19 protein-coding genes and 1 tRNA gene are annotated in these 18,278 nt (G+C 40.1%); 14 read left to right on the forward strand and 6 right to left on the reverse strand.

Translation table 11 applies throughout. The features are described from left to right. The first annotated feature begins 6 nt into the window (after positions 1 to 6). From G7B20_RS09850 to G7B20_RS09860, 3 genes are read left to right on the forward strand one after another with little or no spacing between them, the layout of a single operon-like run. The gene (locus G7B20_RS09850) at positions 7 to 648 is read left to right on the forward strand and encodes a helix-turn-helix domain-containing protein (protein WP_205600203.1); all 642 of its coding nucleotides are present in this window, start codon (positions 7 to 9) and stop codon (positions 646 to 648) included. Between the two features lie 8 nt (positions 649 to 656). After that, positions 657 to 2,846 (forward strand): FUSC family protein, encoded by a 2,190-nt coding sequence (locus tag G7B20_RS09855; RefSeq protein ID WP_164110771.1) that lies wholly within the window; start codon positions 657 to 659, stop codon positions 2,844 to 2,846. Beyond that, positions 2,830 to 3,804 (forward strand): YpdA family putative bacillithiol disulfide reductase, encoded by a 975-nt coding sequence (locus G7B20_RS09860; protein ID WP_164110773.1) that lies wholly within the window; start codon positions 2,830 to 2,832, stop codon positions 3,802 to 3,804. Before G7B20_RS09855 ends, G7B20_RS09860 begins: the two co-directional genes overlap by 17 nt. Here the strand turns inward: G7B20_RS09860 and G7B20_RS09865 are convergent. Further along, complete coding sequence (locus G7B20_RS09865; protein WP_164110775.1) at positions 3,794 to 4,402, reverse strand: TetR/AcrR family transcriptional regulator; 609 nt, start codon at positions 4,400 to 4,402, stop codon at positions 3,794 to 3,796. The genes G7B20_RS09860 and G7B20_RS09865 overlap by 11 nt on opposite strands. Positions 4,403 to 4,520: 118 nt before the next feature. On the opposite strand from G7B20_RS09865, the gene murB reads away from it, so the two are divergent. The 3 genes from murB (at position 4,521) to G7B20_RS09880 (ending at position 6,586) form a co-directional block, all read left to right on the forward strand. Further along, positions 4,521 to 5,531: a UDP-N-acetylmuramate dehydrogenase gene (murB, locus tag G7B20_RS09870; RefSeq protein ID WP_164110777.1), complete on the forward strand. Its 1,011-nt coding sequence runs from the start codon at positions 4,521 to 4,523 to the stop codon at positions 5,529 to 5,531. Between the two features lie 268 nt (positions 5,532 to 5,799). Beyond that, the gene (locus G7B20_RS09875) at positions 5,800 to 6,309 is read left to right on the forward strand and encodes an RNA polymerase sigma factor (protein ID WP_164110779.1); all 510 of its coding nucleotides are present in this window, start codon (positions 5,800 to 5,802) and stop codon (positions 6,307 to 6,309) included. 19 nt (positions 6,310 to 6,328) lie between these two features. Beyond that, positions 6,329 to 6,586, forward strand: coding sequence for a cytochrome b5 domain-containing protein (locus tag G7B20_RS09880; protein ID WP_164110781.1), 258 nt, complete (start codon positions 6,329 to 6,331; stop codon positions 6,584 to 6,586). 13 nt (positions 6,587 to 6,599) lie between these two features. Here the strand turns inward: G7B20_RS09880 and G7B20_RS09885 are convergent, their stop codons facing one another. The 4 genes from G7B20_RS09885 to G7B20_RS09900 all read right to left on the reverse strand — a co-directional run bounded on the left by G7B20_RS09885 (position 6,600) and on the right by G7B20_RS09900 (position 9,977). Continuing rightward, positions 6,600 to 7,520, reverse strand: coding sequence for a PfkB family carbohydrate kinase (locus G7B20_RS09885; protein ID WP_164110783.1), 921 nt, complete (start codon positions 7,518 to 7,520; stop codon positions 6,600 to 6,602). A gap of 57 nt (positions 7,521 to 7,577) precedes the next feature. After that, positions 7,578 to 7,651 (reverse strand) — tRNA-Asn (locus G7B20_RS09890). A gap of 141 nt (positions 7,652 to 7,792) precedes the next feature. Further along, complete coding sequence (asnB, locus tag G7B20_RS09895; RefSeq protein ID WP_164110785.1) at positions 7,793 to 9,484, reverse strand: asparagine synthase B; 1,692 nt, start codon at positions 9,482 to 9,484, stop codon at positions 7,793 to 7,795. 235 nt (positions 9,485 to 9,719) lie between these two features. Then, positions 9,720 to 9,977, reverse strand: a complete 258-nt coding sequence (locus tag G7B20_RS09900; protein ID WP_164110787.1) for a hypothetical protein — start codon at positions 9,975 to 9,977, stop codon at positions 9,720 to 9,722. A gap of 133 nt (positions 9,978 to 10,110) precedes the next feature. On the opposite strand from G7B20_RS09900, the gene G7B20_RS09905 reads away from it, so the two are divergent. Next, positions 10,111 to 10,647 carry a hypothetical protein gene (locus tag G7B20_RS09905; RefSeq protein ID WP_164110789.1) on the forward strand — a complete coding sequence of 179 codons (537 nt, stop codon included), beginning with the start codon at positions 10,111 to 10,113 and terminating at the stop codon, positions 10,645 to 10,647. Here G7B20_RS09905 and G7B20_RS09910 read toward each other — a convergent pair. Beyond that, positions 10,644 to 12,989: a BamA/TamA family outer membrane protein gene (locus G7B20_RS09910; RefSeq protein ID WP_164110790.1), complete on the reverse strand. Its 2,346-nt coding sequence runs from the start codon at positions 12,987 to 12,989 to the stop codon at positions 10,644 to 10,646. The genes G7B20_RS09905 and G7B20_RS09910 overlap by 4 nt on opposite strands. A 7-nt stretch (positions 12,990 to 12,996) precedes the next feature. On the opposite strand from G7B20_RS09910, the gene G7B20_RS09915 reads away from it, so the two are divergent. The 7 genes from G7B20_RS09915 to G7B20_RS09945 all read left to right on the forward strand — a co-directional run bounded on the left by G7B20_RS09915 (position 12,997) and on the right by G7B20_RS09945 (position 18,270). After that, complete coding sequence (locus tag G7B20_RS09915) at positions 12,997 to 13,755, forward strand: TrmH family RNA methyltransferase (protein ID WP_164110792.1); 759 nt, start codon at positions 12,997 to 12,999, stop codon at positions 13,753 to 13,755. A gap of 8 nt (positions 13,756 to 13,763) precedes the next feature. After that, entirely contained in the window at positions 13,764 to 14,930 is a 1,167-nt protein-coding gene (locus G7B20_RS09920; protein WP_164110794.1) for an MFS transporter, read from the forward strand. A 26-nt stretch (positions 14,931 to 14,956) separates the two neighbouring features. Then, positions 14,957 to 16,228 (forward strand): AI-2E family transporter, encoded by a 1,272-nt coding sequence (locus G7B20_RS09925; RefSeq protein WP_164110796.1) that lies wholly within the window; start codon positions 14,957 to 14,959, stop codon positions 16,226 to 16,228. Then, positions 16,228 to 16,899: a TatD family hydrolase gene (locus G7B20_RS09930; protein ID WP_164110797.1), complete on the forward strand. Its 672-nt coding sequence runs from the start codon at positions 16,228 to 16,230 to the stop codon at positions 16,897 to 16,899. Before G7B20_RS09925 ends, G7B20_RS09930 begins: the two co-directional genes overlap by 1 nt. Continuing rightward, positions 16,896 to 17,624: a ThiF family adenylyltransferase gene (locus tag G7B20_RS09935; RefSeq protein ID WP_164110799.1), complete on the forward strand. Its 729-nt coding sequence runs from the start codon at positions 16,896 to 16,898 to the stop codon at positions 17,622 to 17,624. Before G7B20_RS09930 ends, G7B20_RS09935 begins: the two co-directional genes overlap by 4 nt. Before the next feature lie 148 nt (positions 17,625 to 17,772). Continuing rightward, entirely contained in the window at positions 17,773 to 18,066 is a 294-nt protein-coding gene (locus tag G7B20_RS09940; RefSeq protein WP_164110801.1) for a DUF4342 domain-containing protein, read from the forward strand. A gap of 18 nt (positions 18,067 to 18,084) precedes the next feature. Beyond that, positions 18,085 to 18,270 (forward strand): YqaE/Pmp3 family membrane protein, encoded by a 186-nt coding sequence (locus tag G7B20_RS09945; RefSeq protein WP_164110804.1) that lies wholly within the window; start codon positions 18,085 to 18,087, stop codon positions 18,268 to 18,270. Positions 18,271 to 18,278: the final 8 nt, after the last annotated feature.

Here is an 18,278-nt window from a genome sequence, read left to right on the forward strand (position 1 = left end):
CTTTAAATGCATCTTACAATATTGCATTTAAAGGCAATTATCGTTAAGTTTATACGCGAAAAACAAACGAAACAAAAAGAATTAGCGCAAATGGAATTAGCGGTCAAGAATATGGTCTGCAAACGGTGTGTATCGGCAGTAGAGGACATCCTCAATCGATTGGAGGTACCTTTTTCGAGTGTACAACTGGGCACGATACAATTGGCAGACCCTATAGCGGTGGGTAAGGTAAAACAGATCGGAGCGGAACTGGAAAAAATTGGTTTTGAGCTGATCGATGATCCGAAAGACAATCTAACCAAGGAAGTGAAGACCTTGCTAATTGAACTCGTAAACGCTGAAGATGCAGAAGCGATTAAACTATCGGTCTATCTCAGTGAAAAGCTGGGCATAAACTACCATACAATCAGTTCGATATTCTCTCAACAAGAGGGTACCACCATCGAGAAATACCATATTCAGTTAAAAATTGAGAAGGCGAAAGAACTACTATCGTACAATGAGCTATCGTTAAAAGAAATCGCCTACGTACTTAACTATAGTAGTGTAGCGCACTTGAGCAAACAGTTTAAAGAGATAGCTGGCGTATCGGCCACTACATTCAGAAATCAGAAAAACATAGACAGAAAATACTTGGATCAGCTGTAGCAAGCAACATGAGAAAAACAGAAGAGATAACCAGTTTTTTTTATAGCCAATACTTTGCGGAAGGCTTAAGGATTACTATTGGCACCATAATACCTGTCGTGATATGTGCGTTCTTTGGCGAATTCAAGACGGGCACGCTTATTTCTTTAGGTGCACTGATAGTCGGATTATCAGACACGCCCGGTGCGCCAAGACACCGTAGATTTGGGATGGTCTACTGTACCTTGCTCGGAATAATAACGATCTTTATCACGGCTCTCTTCAACAGCTCTTTACCATTGATGACGATCACCATCGCAATATTTGCGTTCTTATTTTCTATGCTTGCCGTATTTAATGCGAGAGCCGCTACGATAGGTACGATGTGCCTGTTGGTCATGTTGATCAACATTGATGATGTGTACACGCTCAAACAAGAATTCACCTATCTTTTGTATTTTTTGATCGGCGCTGTATGGTACATGATCATCAGCTTTTCAATCATGCAGGTGCGTCCATATCGATTGGCGCAGCAGGAGCTCTCTGAAACGATCTTGCAGGTGGCAGAATATTTACGCCTAAAAGCTAATTTTTATGATACCAGTATCGACGTAGATGACAACTATATCAAGCTAATCGAAAGTCAGATCGCCGTTAATGCCCATCAGGAAAACGTACGGGACATCCTCTTCCGTAGTAAACGATCTATCAAAGATACCACAAAAGAAGGCCGCTTTTTGTCACTAATATTTAATGATATTAACGACCTCTTCGAGCAGAGTATGACCACCCATTATGACTATGATAAGGTAAGGATAAACTATGGCCCCTCCGGGATCTTGGAAAAAATAAAAGATGTAATCGTTAAAGCGACACATGAATTAGACAATATTGCCTATAAAATCAATGCCAACAAAATTCCCAAGCCGATACATGACCTGGAAGCCGAAATCGATAAATTACGTATAGCGGTAGATAGATACGATAAAACCTCTGAACAAAGTGTAATTCCGTTAAAGAAAGTCCTGATAAACATCAGGACGATTACCAAACATATCCGGGATATATACAACTATGGACAATTTAAGTCTGTCAATGTAGAGAAAGAAGAAATACAGCATAGCCGTAAATTTCTCCGTAACGAAGCCCTTAATTGGGAAAAATTCAGAGACAACCTCAGTATAAACTCCAGTATTTTCAGGCATGCATTAAGGATGTCCATTATGCTTGCAGGGACCTACCTGACCCTCAACTTACTGAATTACCCTGGATTTGGAACCTATTGGATATTACTTACAATATTGGTGATATTGAAGCCAGGTTTCGGGCTCACCAAGGAAAGAAATGTACAACGTCTCATCGGTACAGTCATCGGCGGAATTATAGGCGGTATTATCCTCGCCACAGTTCCTGACCTGACAGCTCGTTTTGTGATACTGATCTTCTTCTTCTTGATCGCCTACAGTTTGTTCCGTGTCAATTACATTATGGCGGTTATTTTTATGACACCTTACGTACTGATCATGCTCAGCTTTACAGGTGTCAACACTATCGAGATGGCTAAAGAACGTATATTAGACACCTTTATAGGTGGATCGCTTGCTTTTTTGTCGAGTTATATCGTTTTTCCAAACTGGGAGAGTTTTCAGATAAGGGCTAATATAAGGAGCTTGCTCATTGCCAACTACCATTATCTAGCACAGGCTATAAAGGTATTATCTGGGAACACGGAAGATGTAACCTCCTATAAATTGGCGCGTAAAGAAGTGTATATCGCTTCCGCTAATATGGGTTCAACCTTCCAGCGCTTACTCACTGAACCCAAATGGAGGCAGAATCTAACCAAAGAGGTCAACCGATTTGTCATCCTCAACCACGTATTTTCCTCCTACACAGCAACCCTCTTGACGCAACTTCATGATGCTGAAGACCATCATTTTAATAATGCACACTTGAGACAGCTGTATAAAGCCTTGGGACATCTGGAGAAGACTATTAATTATGTCAGCGAACAGGATGATACAGCATTCGAACCCGTGCAGGGTGTAGAAAAACTGGATACGGATGAAACGGAAAGTGATGATGGTCGGTTAATCACGGAACAACTGCAATTTTTGATCAAAATATCGGCTGATATACAAAAAATAACGACCGACTTTACGGGGAAAAGCGAAATTATCGAAAAAACTAAACTAAAGATAAATGGAGAGCGTCTATGATGTCCTGATAATCGGGGCTGGCCCTATAGGTATTGCCTGTGGTATCGCAGCTAAAACAAACCACCTCGATTATATAATACTTGAAAAAGGGTGTCTGGTCAACTCGCTTTACCATTACCCCGTAAATATGACATTCTTTTCGACAGCAGAAAAGCTTGAAATAGGCAATATCCCGTTTGTTTCTATAAATCCTAAGCCAAAGCGGGCAGAGGCACTCGAATATTATAGAAGGGCAAATACCCACTTCCAATTAAATACCCGGCTTTTTGAGGAGGTGATAGGCTATAGCAAAGAGGGAGATTTATTCAAAGTAGAGTCTGAAAAAGGATTCTATATAACGAAACATATTATTGTAGCTACAGGCTTCTATGATATTCCAATGTACTTGAACATCCCTGGTGAAGAACTGTCCAAAGTAAGCCATTATTATAATGATCCGCACTACTATGCCGATCAAAATATTATTGTTGTGGGTGCCAGCAACTCCGCTATCGATGCCGCTCTGGAAGTGTATAGAAAAGGAGCAAACGTAACTCTGGTGATACGTGGCAATGAAATCAGTCCAAGGGTAAAATATTGGGTCAAGCCAGACATTGAAAATCGTATAGCAGCAGGAGAGATCAAGGCCTACTACAATAGTGTACTAACTAAAATTGAACCCGACAGTGTGCATATAGCCACCAAAAATGGAGAGGAAATTATCGACAATGATTTTGTAATAGCCCTTACCGGGTACCGTCCAAATTTTGACTTTTTAAGATCATTGAATATAGAGATCTCCACAGAATCACCCATGATCCCAAATCACAATCTAGACACGATGGAAACCAATATCAACGGAATCTATCTTGCAGGGGTGGTTTGTGGCGGATTGAATACCCATCTCTGGTTTATCGAAAACTCGAGAATACATGCCGATCAGATAATTAAGGCGATTATTTCAAAAGCTACGCTTTAAGCCCCCTTATAAAAATAGCTGCCATCTTTTTCTGCATGACAAGGATGGCATCAAACTCTTCTTTATTAGGGATAAAACTGCTTTTCAAATCCTTGACAACTACCAAACGCATCCCCATAGAGGAAAACAAGAATATTTTAGAGATCTCTGCCAGATCGACATCCATCAACTCTCCACGCTCTACCCCTTTACGGAATACATTCTGAATGACTTCTCTTTGGTTTTCGAAAGAATCGACAAGCAGCTGATCCAGTTCTGAAGAAAGATCTTTACGCATCAAAACCGTATATTCGAGGATGTAATAATATTTTTTGACAAATTCCATCCGTTTCTCCAGTACGATAACAATGGCTTCAGAAACAGAGTTTATATTTTTGATAGATGCTGCAATATCCTCTTCCAGTTCTTCTACTACATGCTCAAGAACAGCAGCGTACAGACTATTTTTATCCGGAAAATAGTAATATAGAAGGGCCTTTGAAAAGGATAGATCCTTAGCTATTTCTGCCATTGTGGTCTTCCCCATACCATAATGGGCAAATCTTCGTTTGGCGGTCTCTAAAATCTTTAATCGCTTTTCATCAGCATTTTTCGGCATATTGAAATAAAATAAGATTGTTTAATAATTCGCTTTATTGCTATCTTTACGCAACAAAACAATTTAAAGGTAATACTTTAATTTGAATTTTTAAAAGCAAAGGTCAAATCGATACTAAGTGGACGTATTAAGCAATATCTCTTTAAAAAATCTAAACACTTTTGGTGTACCAGCTTTAGCCAGACAACTCGTAGAGGTACAGGATGAGAAGGTCCTTGTAGACTTATATCGTAAAGGATATTTTCAACGAAAGTTCTTTGTCCTGGGAGGAGGTAGTAATGTCTTGTTTACCCAAGATTTTGAAGGAACCATTATCAAAATATCGAACAAAGGCATTCAGCATTTCATAGAAGGGTCACACATATTTGTCACAGCAGCAGGGGGAGAAATATGGAACACACTGGTTTGGTACTGCATCGACCATGGCTTTGCTGGCTTGGAAAACATGGCGCTCATTCCAGGTACAGTAGGAGCATCCCCAATTCAGAATATAGGAGCTTACGGCGCAGAGCTCATGCATATATTCTACAGTTGCAGAGCTTTTGATACACGCACTGGAGAGTTTAGAACATTTTCCAATAAAGAGTGTTCTTTTACGTACCGAGATAGTATATTCAAAAGCAAACATAAAGGCCGATACATTATACTATCGGTCACGTACAAACTGCACCTTCATGCCAACATAAACACCAGTTATGGCGCAATAGAATCTGAACTAGCGAAAAGAGGGATCTCAAATCCTAACATAAAGGATGTTGCGGAAGTTGTCTCCCATATTCGTGTTGAAAAACTACCTGATCCATCTACCGTGGGAAATGCAGGAAGTTTTTTTAAAAACCCGATCATCTCCAATACTCAACTGGCCGAATTGAAAAAGAATCATCCAGATATCGTATACTATTCCCTTGATAACGAGGAGTCCAAAATAGCTGCAGGATGGCTTATTGAACAAACAGGATGGAAAGGAAAAGAGATCGGTGAAGTAGCCATCTGGAAGAATCAAGCCTTGGTCATTACCAACAAAGGGCGAGCTACAGGAATTGAAATACTTGAAGTCTCTTCACAGATTATTAATACTGTCTATCAAAAATTTGGCATAAAACTCGAAAGAGAAGTAAATATTTTATAGAAAGTTTTCCACATTTCTTAAAAACTTCCTGGAGACTAAAAACGTTAATCTTTGTTAAACCTGTCGCCAGACTGGTTTTGCTATTAAATTTATCTACTCATAACAAAAATTTAATCTTTATCGATAAAAACTAGCACAGTCTTTGTTCATTATTACTTGAAAAACAAGTGAGGTATAAACTAATTAGAGATCGGTATATTTTCTGTACCTAGAGAGGGCCGTAGTTTATTTAAAAGCAAAGTAATGTAGAACAAATAAAACCAACGCTATGAAGAGAATGGAATTTAACAATTTAGTTATTCAGCATTCGATTTCGTTAAAGTCGTATGCACGAAACTTTACAAAAGATCAAGAGGATGCCAATGACTTAGTACAGGACACCGTCGTAAAAGCCATCACCTATTTCAAAAACTTTAGAGATGGCACCAATTTAAAAGGATGGCTCTACACCATCATGAAAAACACCTTTATAAACAACTACCGCAGACTCACCAAAACAAATACCTTTATCACACAAGAAGAAGACATCTCTCCTTCCAACTTACTCGTTTCGGCTCACCTCAATACCGGCGAAAACAAGTTTATCATGGAAGATATCAACAAAGCACTGGCTACACTGAGCGATGAATATTACACACCTTTCACCATGTATTTTGAAGGATACAAGTACAATGAAATAGCCGAGTACTTACAGATCCCCATTGGAACTGTCAAGACTCGAATACATGTAGCTCGGAAGGTGATGAAAAAATCATTATGTGCCTACAAATTCAATTAAGATCTGTAGTTTTGCGTCTATGAAAATAGCGGATGACAACCTCCCTATCTATACAAAGACGCAACTAGCTTTGAGAAATGGACAGGATAAGCCCGACATATGGATAGCCTACCAAGGCATGATATACGATGTCACTAGTAGTAGATTATGGAAGAAAGGCATGCACTATGAACATTGGGCGGGACAGGATCTCACGGAGGAGCTTAATGATGCACCACATAGCGAAAGTGTCTTTGAAAAATTCCAGAAAGTAGGCAAATTATTCAAAAACATATAAGGAGATAAGCGGATTAGTATTCGCTTATCTCAAATTTTGCTAAAGCAATGAATTCCTGTATTCTATCGGTTATTTCTGCTTGTGTCAAATCCTCAAGACGGGCTGTTCCAAATTTCTCTACACAGAAAGAAGCTAAGGCTGAACCATAAATAATCGCGTTTTTCATGTTCGAAAAACTAACGGTATTAACTCGAGCTAAGTAGCCAATAAAACCACCAGCAAAAGCGTCCCCTGCTCCTGTAGGATCAAAAACATCAGCTAATGGTAACGCTGGCGCAGAAAAAACCTGATTTTCGCCAAATAATAACGCTCCGTGCTCTCCCTTTTTTATGATCAGATACGACGGGCCCATAGCCAAAATCTTCTTAGCAGCCTTCACCAAAGAGTATTCGCCTGACAATTGCCTAGCCTCCGCGTCGTTGATCGTCAAAACATCGACCTTCTTTAACACACGCATTAAATCGTCTAAAGCAACATTCATCCAAAAATTCATAGTATCCAGGACCACAAGTTTCGGTTTCGTGTTCAAACGTTCTAAAGCATTGATCTGTATTTGAGGGGTCAGATTACCCAACAGTAAGTAAGTGCAGTCCTGATACGACTCAGGAACTTTCGGATCAAAATCAGCTAACACATTGAGCTCGGTGACTAAGGTATCGCGGCTATTCATATCGTTATGATACCTACCGGACCAAAAGAAAGACTTCCCTCCTGCTATAACCTCTATCCCCGAAGTATCAATTTTTTTATCCTTAAGCAGATCGATATTATCCCCAAAATCCTCACCGACCACACTAATCAATTTAACATCGTTGCATAAAAATGACGCTGCTAGACCTGCAAACGTAGCCGCTCCACCCACAATTTTATCCGTTTTCCCGAAAGGAGTTTCAATAGCATCGAACGCTACAGTCCCTACAATAACTAAACTCATTACCCGTATTAAATAGATGAAAACAAAAAAACCGGCTGTAATGGCCGGTTTTTTATGCTCCTGAAGCTGGGCTCGAACCAGCGACCCTCTGATTAACAGTCAGATGCTCTAACCAACTGAGCTATTCAGGATCATATCTAGAAGTACTTCCTTCTAAAGTGATACAAAGATACGTTTTACAATTCAAGGTTCCAAAATATTTTTTCTTTTTTCTAACAGCTTTTTACCCCACTCACTATATCCCGAAAGACAATAAATACAACCATCTGATTTTAAACAGATTTAACAGACTCTTCTACGTAACCATCGTGGTGCACATTTGCAACAGCTCGCCCTGATGGATCATTTAAATGTTGAAAAGAGGCATCCCAAAGTAATGCTTCTGGCGTGCTACAGGCGACAGATTTAACAGAAGGCACTGTGCTCGCCGACGCAGAAGACGGAAAATGCAACTCAAACAACGTCCTATAATAATATTCTTCTTTACTCTTTGGTGTATTAATAGGGAACTGTACTTCTGCTAATTCGAACATTGCATCGCTTATCAATTCTTCTGCCTGTGCTTTGAGGGTATCAATCCAACTATACCCCACACCATCTGAAAACTGTTCTTTCTGACGCCACGCTATACTTTCTGGGAGATAATCTTCAAAAGCCTTACGAACTACCCATTTCTCCATTTTACCTTTACCGATCATCTTGTCTTTCGGATTGATACGCATGGCGATGTCCATAAACTCTTTGTCCAGAAAAGGGACTCTACCTTCTACTCCCCAAGCTGCCAATGATTTATTGGCGCGTAAGCAGTCATACAGATAAAGCTTTTTTAGCTTCCGCACTGTTTCTTCGTGAAACTCCTGCGCATTCGGTGCTTTATGAAAATAAAGATACCCTCCAAATAGTTCATCCGAGCCTTCCCCAGAGAGCACCATCTTAATCCCCATGGATTTAATGACCCGAGCCAATAGATACATCGGTGTCGACGCCCGGATAGTAGTGACGTCATAAGTTTCCAAATGATAAACCACGTCGCGAATCGCATCTAGACCTTCTTGAATAGTAAAATTGACTTCATGATGAATCGTACCTATATGATCCGCTGCACGCTGAGCAGCCAGAAGATCAGGAGCACCCTTAAGTCCTACAGCAAAAGAATGTAACTGTGGATACCAGGCCTCCTCCGCGTCATTAGATTCGATTCGCCTAGCAGCAAATTTCTTGGTGATAGCAGCAATAACCGAAGAGTCAAGCCCACCTGACAACAAAACACCATAAGGAACATCCGACATCAGCTGCCTATACACAGCATCTTCTAATCCCTGACGTAGTACAGACAGATCAGTTTCATTAGTATGCACCGCACCAAACTCTTCCCAATCTCGGGTATACCAACACTGCGGCTCGCCTCCTTGTTCGGCACTAGACATCCAAAATCCTGGAGGAAACTGATCAATAGTTGTACAGTATCCTTCCAAAGCCTTTAGCTCTGAGGCTACATAAAGCTGCCCTAAATCATCACGCCCGTAATATAAAGGAATAATCCCCATATGATCCCGAGCAATCAGATAAGAATCATCGCGCGAATCATAAAGCACGAAACCGAATATTCCATTTAATTCTTCAATAAAGGACACTCCTTTTTCAAGATATAAAGCAAGTATGACCTCGGAATCCGACTGGGTACTAAAATTATAGTCTGGTAGAGCTTGGCGCAACTCATGGTGATTATAGATCTCGCCATTGACAGCCAGTACCACCTGCCCATCCGGGCTGTATAAGGGTTGACTTCCCGATAAAGGATCTACAATCGCCAAACGCTCATGCGCCAAGATCGCTCTATTGCTACTGAATATACCCGACCAATCGGGACCACGATGACGAATACGTCTAGCCATTTCTAATACCCGAGGTCTAACTTGTTGCTCAGACTCTACCAAATCAAATGCTCCTACAATACCACACATATTTTAACTCTATTAAGTTATCACTAATACTAATTAGACAACAAAATAAAACAATTTAAATCAAAAATTCAACAAATTTTTAGTTTTATTAAAAACTTATCATCAAACACAAGTTTTGAATAGCAAAATAACAATAAAAACATCATACTATTCAAAATAAACAATACAAAAAAAAGCAATGTCTTGTAAGACATTGCTTTTTCTAAATATAGGATATTACTACTTTCTTATCGGATTATCTCTTGTTGCCGAATCCCAAAATTCCAAACACCACTTTGAAAGCGATTATAGAAGCGATGATCACGGAAACATTAGCAATTAGAGAAAACATAAATGTATACTGATCTAATGCCGAAATTACATCAGGAACGAACCTTACAAAAACGCCAAACAAACCAATAATAATGGCGATAGTCAATGTAACGTAATAATGCGTTTGATTTGCATTGTTATCAGTTTTTTTAGGCTGTCTCTGTGCTGCTGTATTTTCCATAATATTGTATGCTATTTTTTCTTTGGCCAAAGGTACAAAGTATATCTACATTTTAAAAATATTTTCACGTTTAAAAACAAACACACAATTCTTTAGCGGAATTATTTAGTAATATTGCAAGGAAGAATAACACATGAGAACATTACTATTTTTTTTTACGCTAATATACAGCTCTGTGCATGCATATGCACAGACTACACCTCAATATATAGACAACTTTATTGTCAAAGAAAACCTGACTGCTAATGGCAAAGTAGCCATTGTAGCGGTGGACTCTAACGACATCGCCAACGAAGCTATTAATGGCACTTTCAAATTCAGCATAAATGGTTTTGAACAAAATCTCCCCTTCCATCAGGGAGTGGGTGTCCCCTCTCATCCAATAGACGGCTCTACCTTTGCCTACTTTAAGCATAAAAATCAAAATGGTAGCTCCGGAAAACTCTACTTTTTGTACAAAAAGGAGAACAATATCACACCCATAAAAATTAATGGTCTACTCCTTCTAATCATCCCGGCTGTAGCACTTTTGATTGCTTATGCTTTCAAAAGATTACTCACGACTTTTGTCGTGCTAGCCCTTGTGTATGGATATTTTTCTTTCAGTAAAGGGTTGTCCATAAGTCAGATTATGGAAAGTGCGTTCGAAGTTTTAAAAAGCTTTTTCTAGAAAGGTAGACCAACACCAAAATTATACTGAAAAAAACCATAACGATCTGGACTATTTGTCTGACGGTAGTTATCTTTAAAGTCCTTGGCATCAAACAAGTGCTTGATCACCCATTGATCTCCCCCTTTAAACTGGGGATCCTTAACCTTAAGTCCCGCATCCAATCGCATCGTAAAATAATCCATATCAAAACGTAACCCAAACCCAGTCCCTACAGCTACCTGAGACAAGAATTTATCGATTTTAAATTCTCCTTCCTGATTAAGCGGATTTGGACGTAAACGCCAAATATTGCCCATATCAACGAATGTCGCACCGTTCATTTTAGTTCCCAAAAAATTATCCAATAGACGAAACCTGTATTCAAAGTTGGTTTCCAATTTCACCTCTCCAAGCTGATCAAGATTACGCAAATTCAAACGCAGTTCTTCAGATTTGATACTACTACGGTTATAGTTCCCCGGCCCTAAAGTTCTCGCCTGCCATGCCCGAATACCATTCATTCCTCCCGAAAAAAAACTCTTTTCAAAAATCAACAACTCTGAATTATTACCATACGGAACAATAAGTCCCCCGTTAAAGCGAAATACAAACTGCCTATTACCCCCCAAGTAGCGATACCATCTATAATCTACTTCTCCTTTTATAAACTGTAGATAAGTAACTCCAAACAGCGTCTTCATGCCGGCACTATTTTCCTTAAAATTGAATAATGAGCTCAACGCTCCTAAGGTATTGCCACTGACATCAACAGCTCCACGCATAAAAGAAAAATTTTCCAATTTTTGAAGTTTTGGTGCATTCCAGGTAATCGCATACTGCGACCCTAAACCAAAATATTGACGATCATTAGATTCGACGTACAATTGGTAGCCCTCCTGCAATAAACGCGTCTTGAAATCCGGATCAAATCGACCATCTCTGTATTCTAACACTAATGGCGTATAGCTATGTTGTAGATTGCTCGACTGCCACCACGAATAATTCAAGGTATTTATAAAATAGCGATTAGAATAAGTCCCATCCTGATTAAAAAGCTGCAAGCTGGAAGAAAACATCGTACGGGGAAGACCATATCGTCCCGTACTTCGTACTCCAAAAGGAAGAAGTAGACGCGGAACAACCAGATTGACACCGACCTGAAAATCATTATTGAATATCTTTTGAGCTAAATTCCCTGGTAACCGTGGATCAAACAATACGCCATACCGCAACTTGACCTCCAAAAGTTCGGCCCCTCCAAACACATTACGATGCGAAAATGTATTGCCTACATTAAAACCACTCATCCCAGAACTAAATGTATACTCACCTTCCACCTGATTGGCCATCAATGGCCTAGGGATAAGCTCATAAGAAACATCCAACTGATTAGTATCGACTTTTTCATAGTTGATCTTCACACTACGAAAACCATTCATCTCGTAAAGTCTATCGTAGGACAGATTTTCATTGTCCAAGTTGTAAATCTGTCCGGGTCTGAAATACATGTAGCGTGCGATCGGCTTCAGTCGATATCGATCCGTATGGTCCTGAAAAACAATCCCGGTGAGCGGATCTTTAGAACCCGGAAATTCCTCCTTCTTGCCGCTATTGGGCACAATCTGAAGCGATACCTGTCGAATATAGTAACGCTGGTGCTCCTCCCCCTCTGGTCCGGCTAATTTTATAACAAGATCAGCATCATTACCAGGCATAGTCGTATCCACACCGATACGCATATATTGACGAAGAAAATCATAATAACCTTTATTTTTCACGGCACGAAAAAGCTTCTCCCGCTCTTCTCCCAATTTTGCTGCATCATACCGCATCCCCTCCTTAAGTTTGCTCGATGGAACAACACTTTCCTGATAAATAGCTGAAAGAATAGGATCATCAAAATCGTAAACTATTTTTCGTACATGGAATGGATCTCCCATATCCGCAACAAAATCAATCTTAGCTTTCTTCTTTTGCGTTTGAATATGCGGCACCACCTGCGCTCTAAAAAAACCTTTGGTATGCAGAAAGCGTTGAATCTGAGTCGCAGAAAGCTCTACCAACGAAGAATCCAATAAGTGCGGAGCCTCTCCTACCTGTCGTATTTTTTGGGTTTTATAACGGCCTTTCTTGGTATTGAATAAATTATATATAGTTAAGTTAAGCACCGAATTGGGCCTAATCTCATTGGACACATAGCTGTTTGCAGATTCTTTGAGATCTTGCGGTACACCACTCATATCCACATCTGTCACCAAAGCCTGATCTTCTTCTAAATATTTTGCCGAACGACAGGAAGCAAAACTTAAAAGTAAAAGTGTTATACTTGCAAAAAATAAAAGTCTTCTTTTTATAGTCATTAATCCAATGTTGTCAAAAGCGCAAATCAGTCTGATAACTTCTCTCCAGCACAAAAAGTTTCGCACCAAACATGGTCTCTTTATCGTAGAGGGAACCAAATCCATAATGGAGTTTGTTCATTCGTCATACAAGGTACAAAAAATATTTGCCACCGATCAGGCCTCCGCAAAATTGGTTAAAATACCGCAAAGTATAAAACCTATTACACTTTCTGAAAGTGATTTCAGTAAAATATCAGCCCTGAAAAACCCACAGGGCGCCCTTGCTCTCGTAGAGATCCCGGAGTCTCGAACATTAGATCTGAACGACATAAAAGGAACACACAGCTTAGTGTTAGACGGCATACAAGATCCAGGTAATTTAGGTACGATCATCCGAACCGCTGAGTGGTTTGGTATACAACACATTATATGTTCTACAGAAACTGTAGACGCCTACAACCCAAAGGTCGTACAAGCGACCATGGGCTCTCTATCTAGGATACATCTATACTACACCAACATTAAAGACCTGATCCTGAAAAAAGAAATTGCTACATTTGGGGCCTTACTAGAAGGAGAATCGATTTACGAAACCGACTTTGGGACAGAAGGATTAATCATCATGGGAAATGAAGGTAATGGCATACATACCGATCTAATCTCCTCCATAAAAAAGGCTGTAACAATCCCTAGAATAGGGCTAGCAGAATCGCTGAACGTTGCTGTAGCTACTACCATATTCTGCTCTGAAATCGCTAGACACCGTATGAAAAAAGGGAGATAACATATATAATGCAAGAAACAAAAACTTCGATATATACGCTACAATTTGCATTGCTGTGTTTAAGTTCGCTTTTATTCTCAGCCAGCTTTAACATGATCATCCCCGAACTCCCCAATTATCTATCAAGCCTTGGTGGAGCTGAACACAAGGGACTTATTATTGCCTTATTCACACTTACCGCGGGCATATCACGTCCTTTTAGTGGTAAATTAACGGATCAATGGGGGCGTGTACCTGTAATGGCTATAGGATCCATCGTATGCGTCATCTGTGGTTTTTTGTACCCTATATTGACAACACTATCCGGTTTCTTTATGCTTAGGCTAGTACATGGGTTTTCCACCGGCTTCAAACCGACCGCTACCTCTGCCTATATTGCTGATATTATACCCCAGGACAGATGGGGAGAAGCATTGGGAATGCACGGACTCTGCTTTAGTATAGGCGGTGCAGTGGGGCCTGCTGTAGGAAGTCTGGTGGCCCAAAACTTGGGTCTCAATACGATGTTCTTCTCTTCATCATTATTTGCTTTTTTATCAATTGTGATTGTGATGAACATGAAAGAAACGCTTCAACCAAAACAGCAATTCAAGCGGCAGATGCTGCGGATCTCTCGCTTTGATATCTTAGAAAAAAGAGCGATACCTGCAGGAATAGTAACCTTGCTCTCCTACTCTGCTTATGGGGTGATCCTCACGTTGATCCCAGACTGGAGCGAACACTTAGGGATTACAAATAAGGGACTTTTTTTTACGGCGTACACCTTAGCATCTATTGGAATACGGTTTATGTCGGGTAAGGTCTCAGATCGATTTGGGAGAATTAAAGTCATGCTGGTAGGTCTAGTGATTATCCTTATCTCGCTAATGTTATTAGGGAATGGCGATAGCATTTCGGGGCTTATTATCGGAGCATGTGTATACGGAATTGGAACAGGGATTCTTTCTCCTGCACTGAACGCATGGACAATAGACCTCTCTCTTCCTCAATATAGAGGTAAAGCCATGGCCACGATGTATATTGCCCTAGAGATAGGTATCGGCGGAGGCGCACTTTTGGCTGGTTATATATACCAGGATTTTATCTACCGCATCCCATATATTATGTATGGAAATGCGGCGGTTATATTTACTGCTTTTTTTTATGTCATATATTGGAATAGAACAAAAACATAAACTAACTATTGCTTGTTATAACTAATATGGAAAGTCCTTCGAAAAAACCGTACGCAATAAACCTATCCGCCAGCTTATTTGCTTTAGTACTGATACTAGCTCTATTGTATGTTGCACAAGGGGTATTACTCCCCATTTTATTTGCTACCCTGATCTCAATATCGTTATTCCCTTTAGCTAAATTTTTTGAGCGCCTAAGATTAGGCCGGGCTTTTGCGGCTATGCTAGCTGTTATCGTAGCGATTGCTATCATAGCAACGGTACTATGGTTTATAGTTCATCAAAGTATTATCATTGGAAAGGACGCCACAGCGATTACCGACAAGGTGCTATCCGTACTAGAAAATGGTCAATCCTGGCTACACGATCAATTTGGAATTGGGAAAAATCAGGTAATCGAAAAACTAAAAGAACAAGGGAACAAATCCTTAGAAAACATTGGGGGGGTAATAACGACGACGTTTGGCTCAATAGGAAATATGTTAGCCAGCGCCATTCTTGTACCATTGTATAGTTTTTTTATGCTATACTATCGAGATTTTTTCCGGGAATTTTTCTTTAAGGCTTTCAAATCCACACCACAACGAAAAGTAAATGAGGTACTGAACAAGATATATACAGTGGTACAAAGCTATCTAACAGGACTCGTTACCGTAATGGGAATCATCGCAGTTCTTAACACAGTAGGTTTAATGGCGATGGATATTGAGTACGCTTGGTTCTTTGGAACTTTAGCCTCCCTGCTTATGCTATTGCCCTATATCGGGATAGCTATCGGCTCTATCCTTCCAGCTCTTTTTGCGTTGGCGACAAAGGAGTCGGCCTGGTATGCACTCGGAGTCGTAGCCTGGTTCCAGATAGTCCAATTTTTAGAGGGGAATATCATCACTCCAAACATTGTAGGCAGTAAAGTCAGTATAAACCCCTTAATGGCGATCATTGGTATCCTCTTAGGTGGTATGTTATTTGGGTTAGCCGGCTTAATATTGGCACTCCCCTTTATTGCTACGTTGAAGGTTCTTTTTGACGCCATCCCTAACATGGAGGCCTTTGGGTTCCTAATCGGCGAACCTGAAAAACAACATCTCAAACGAAATTCCACCCAAGAACTTCTTATGAAATGGGGAATAGTTCGTACCCCAAAAATTAAGGACAAAATAGAAGTAGACATTAACATCACTACGGAGGCTAAATCTCCGAAAAACAGCTCCCAGATGGCTTACAAGGAAATACACGAAAGTGAGGAGATGCCTTATACCGAAGCTAAAAACGATGAAGATTCAAATTCTACGGCCTGATGGAATACTTGGCTCCTCCCTTCATTGATATACATACACATGATACCCGGAGTATTCCGGGTATTTTGCAGGTTCGAAATCATATTGTAGGACAAGATGAAATGGCAAGCAACTACCTATACACAGCTGGCATACACCCCTGGTACATCGATCAATCTCCATATCTCCAATTGAAACAACTGGAGTGTATAGCAGCAAAAAAAGAGGTCCTTGGCATCGGCGAATGTGGATTAGATAAACAATGTACTACGGATTGGGACTTACAGATTGAAGTCTTCCGGCAACAGGTAGAACTAGCCAATACGACAAACAAACCTATTATCATCCATAGCGTACGAGCTTATCAAGAAATCGTACAGCAACTAACGTTACAGCGCGTACAGACTCCTGTCATCTTTCATGGCTTTAATAAAAAAAACGAACTAGCTCAGGAACTCTTAAAAAAAGGCTATTATCTGAGCTTAGGAGCTGAGATACTATTGGGTAGGCAAAGTGCTTTAATCACCTCTATCCCACTCCACAGGATGTTTCTCGAAACAGACAATAAAACGACTAATATAGTAGATATTTTTTCTTACTTTTGTGCCGCTCGAAAAATCCCGCTTGCTGTCTTAAAACAACAAATGGCAGAAAATATGGAGCATGTATTTAATTACAGGATTGAAGAATGAAAGATTTATCTTGGCTATCTAGAACAGAAGCATTGATAGGCCGTGACGCCGTAAAAAAACTTAGCACATCACATGTCATGGTCCTTGGACTAGGTGGCGTGGGCTCATATGCGGCGGAATTTATCTGTCGTGCCGGGGTAGGAAAAATGACGATCATTGACGGAGATACGGTGGATCCCACGAACCGGAACCGACAGCTACCTGCACTATCCAGCAATCACGGCGTACCTAAGGCGCAAATCATGAAACAACGCCTAATCGACATAAATCCAGAATTGGACCTTACGGTTTTGGAAGAATTTATTATCCCCGAGCGATTAGAAACCTTGCTGGAAACAAAGCCCGACTATATAGTCGAGGCGATAGACAGCATAACGCCCAAGCTATTTTTAATCCGACGTGCCTACGCTGCAAAGATTCCCTTTGTAAGTTCTATGGGTGCCGGAGGAAAAGTAGATCCAACGAAAATACAAATAGCAGATATCAGTAAATCCTACAACTGTAAGCTGGCGTTGCATATTCGTAAAAAACTACGCAAACATGATATCCGGGAAGGCGTAAAAGTTGCTTTTTCCACGGAATTACCGAACAAAGCTTCCTTGATCTACACAGATGGGAGTAACTTTAAAAAATCGGCATACGGTACGATGTCTTATCTCCCAGCCGCATTTGGAGGAGCTATAGCTTCAGTAGCAATTCGGGAACTAATCGGGAAAGAAGCGTAATCACAATTCTTCATACGATATACCGACAAAAATATATTTTTCACCGAGGATTCGACTAGGTTTACCTAATTTGTGTGCTTAGTCTATGTATTACGTTCTATCTTTGATGCATACAAACAAGAAGCATAAACTTTAAAAAAAGAAAATCATGGCATTCAAAGAAACTTACAATATCTCTGGCGAGAATTTATTACGAAAAATTAAAGAGTTAATTGCGGATGGCAATGTAACAAAAATCACTATCGCAGATAAACATGAAAAAGAAATAATTAGCTTTCCTGTTACCATAGGAATCGTAGGATTAATCTTAGCTCCTATTTTTGCAGCAGTAGGTGCACTGGCCGCTATTGTCGCGGAGTGTAAAATTATCGTGGAGCGGAAAGATACAGAGCCTAAAGAAAATAATCCAGAAACAGAAAAAGAAGACAATCCGGTCGTTTAGTTTTAATTAATAAATATAATGATATTGATCGCCGTATTATTCCCGTGGCTTTCCTTCTTCTTACGAGGCAAGATATTTTCGGGGATTTTATGTTTAATTTTACAAATAACTTTGATAGGTTGGCTACCCGCCGCTATATGGGCAGTAGCTTCTAGGCTGGATGCAAAAACCAAGCAGCGCATAGAGAATCTAAATAGGAGATAAAGAAAAAG

Origin of the sequence: Sphingobacterium sp. xlx-96 (assembly GCF_011007365.1) — a bacterium.
Taxonomy (GTDB): domain Bacteria; phylum Bacteroidota; class Bacteroidia; order Sphingobacteriales; family Sphingobacteriaceae; genus Sphingobacterium; species Sphingobacterium luzhongxinii.

Bases quoted from the DNA above. Each gene is read 5' to 3' on its own strand.
- G7B20_RS09850 (WP_205600203.1), top strand. From the start codon at position 7: ATGCATCTTACAATATTGCATTTAAAGGCAATTATCGTTAAGTTTATA.
- G7B20_RS09855 (WP_164110771.1), top strand. From the start codon at position 657: ATGAGAAAAACAGAAGAGATAACCAGTTTTTTTTATAGCCAATACTTT.
- G7B20_RS09860 (WP_164110773.1), top strand. From the start codon at position 2,830: ATGGAGAGCGTCTATGATGTCCTGATAATCGGGGCTGGCCCTATAGGT.
- G7B20_RS09865 (WP_164110775.1), bottom strand. From the start codon at position 4,402: ATGCCGAAAAATGCTGATGAAAAGCGATTAAAGATTTTAGAGACCGCC.
- G7B20_RS09875 (WP_164110779.1), top strand. From the start codon at position 5,800: ATGAAGAGAATGGAATTTAACAATTTAGTTATTCAGCATTCGATTTCG.
- G7B20_RS09880 (WP_164110781.1), top strand. From the start codon at position 6,329: ATGAAAATAGCGGATGACAACCTCCCTATCTATACAAAGACGCAACTA.
- G7B20_RS09885 (WP_164110783.1), bottom strand. From the start codon at position 7,520: ATGAGTTTAGTTATTGTAGGGACTGTAGCGTTCGATGCTATTGAAACT.
- asnB (WP_164110785.1), bottom strand. From the start codon at position 9,484: ATGTGTGGTATTGTAGGAGCATTTGATTTGGTAGAGTCTGAGCAACAA.
- G7B20_RS09900 (WP_164110787.1), bottom strand. From the start codon at position 9,977: ATGGAAAATACAGCAGCACAGAGACAGCCTAAAAAAACTGATAACAAT.
- G7B20_RS09905 (WP_164110789.1), top strand. From the start codon at position 10,111: ATGAGAACATTACTATTTTTTTTTACGCTAATATACAGCTCTGTGCAT.
- G7B20_RS09910 (WP_164110790.1), bottom strand. From the start codon at position 12,989: ATGACTATAAAAAGAAGACTTTTATTTTTTGCAAGTATAACACTTTTA.
- G7B20_RS09915 (WP_164110792.1), top strand. From the start codon at position 12,997: ATGTTGTCAAAAGCGCAAATCAGTCTGATAACTTCTCTCCAGCACAAA.
- G7B20_RS09920 (WP_164110794.1), top strand. From the start codon at position 13,764: ATGCAAGAAACAAAAACTTCGATATATACGCTACAATTTGCATTGCTG.
- G7B20_RS09925 (WP_164110796.1), top strand. From the start codon at position 14,957: ATGGAAAGTCCTTCGAAAAAACCGTACGCAATAAACCTATCCGCCAGC.
- G7B20_RS09930 (WP_164110797.1), top strand. From the start codon at position 16,228: ATGGAATACTTGGCTCCTCCCTTCATTGATATACATACACATGATACC.
- G7B20_RS09935 (WP_164110799.1), top strand. From the start codon at position 16,896: ATGAAAGATTTATCTTGGCTATCTAGAACAGAAGCATTGATAGGCCGT.
- G7B20_RS09940 (WP_164110801.1), top strand. From the start codon at position 17,773: ATGGCATTCAAAGAAACTTACAATATCTCTGGCGAGAATTTATTACGA.
- G7B20_RS09945 (WP_164110804.1), top strand. From the start codon at position 18,085: ATGATATTGATCGCCGTATTATTCCCGTGGCTTTCCTTCTTCTTACGA.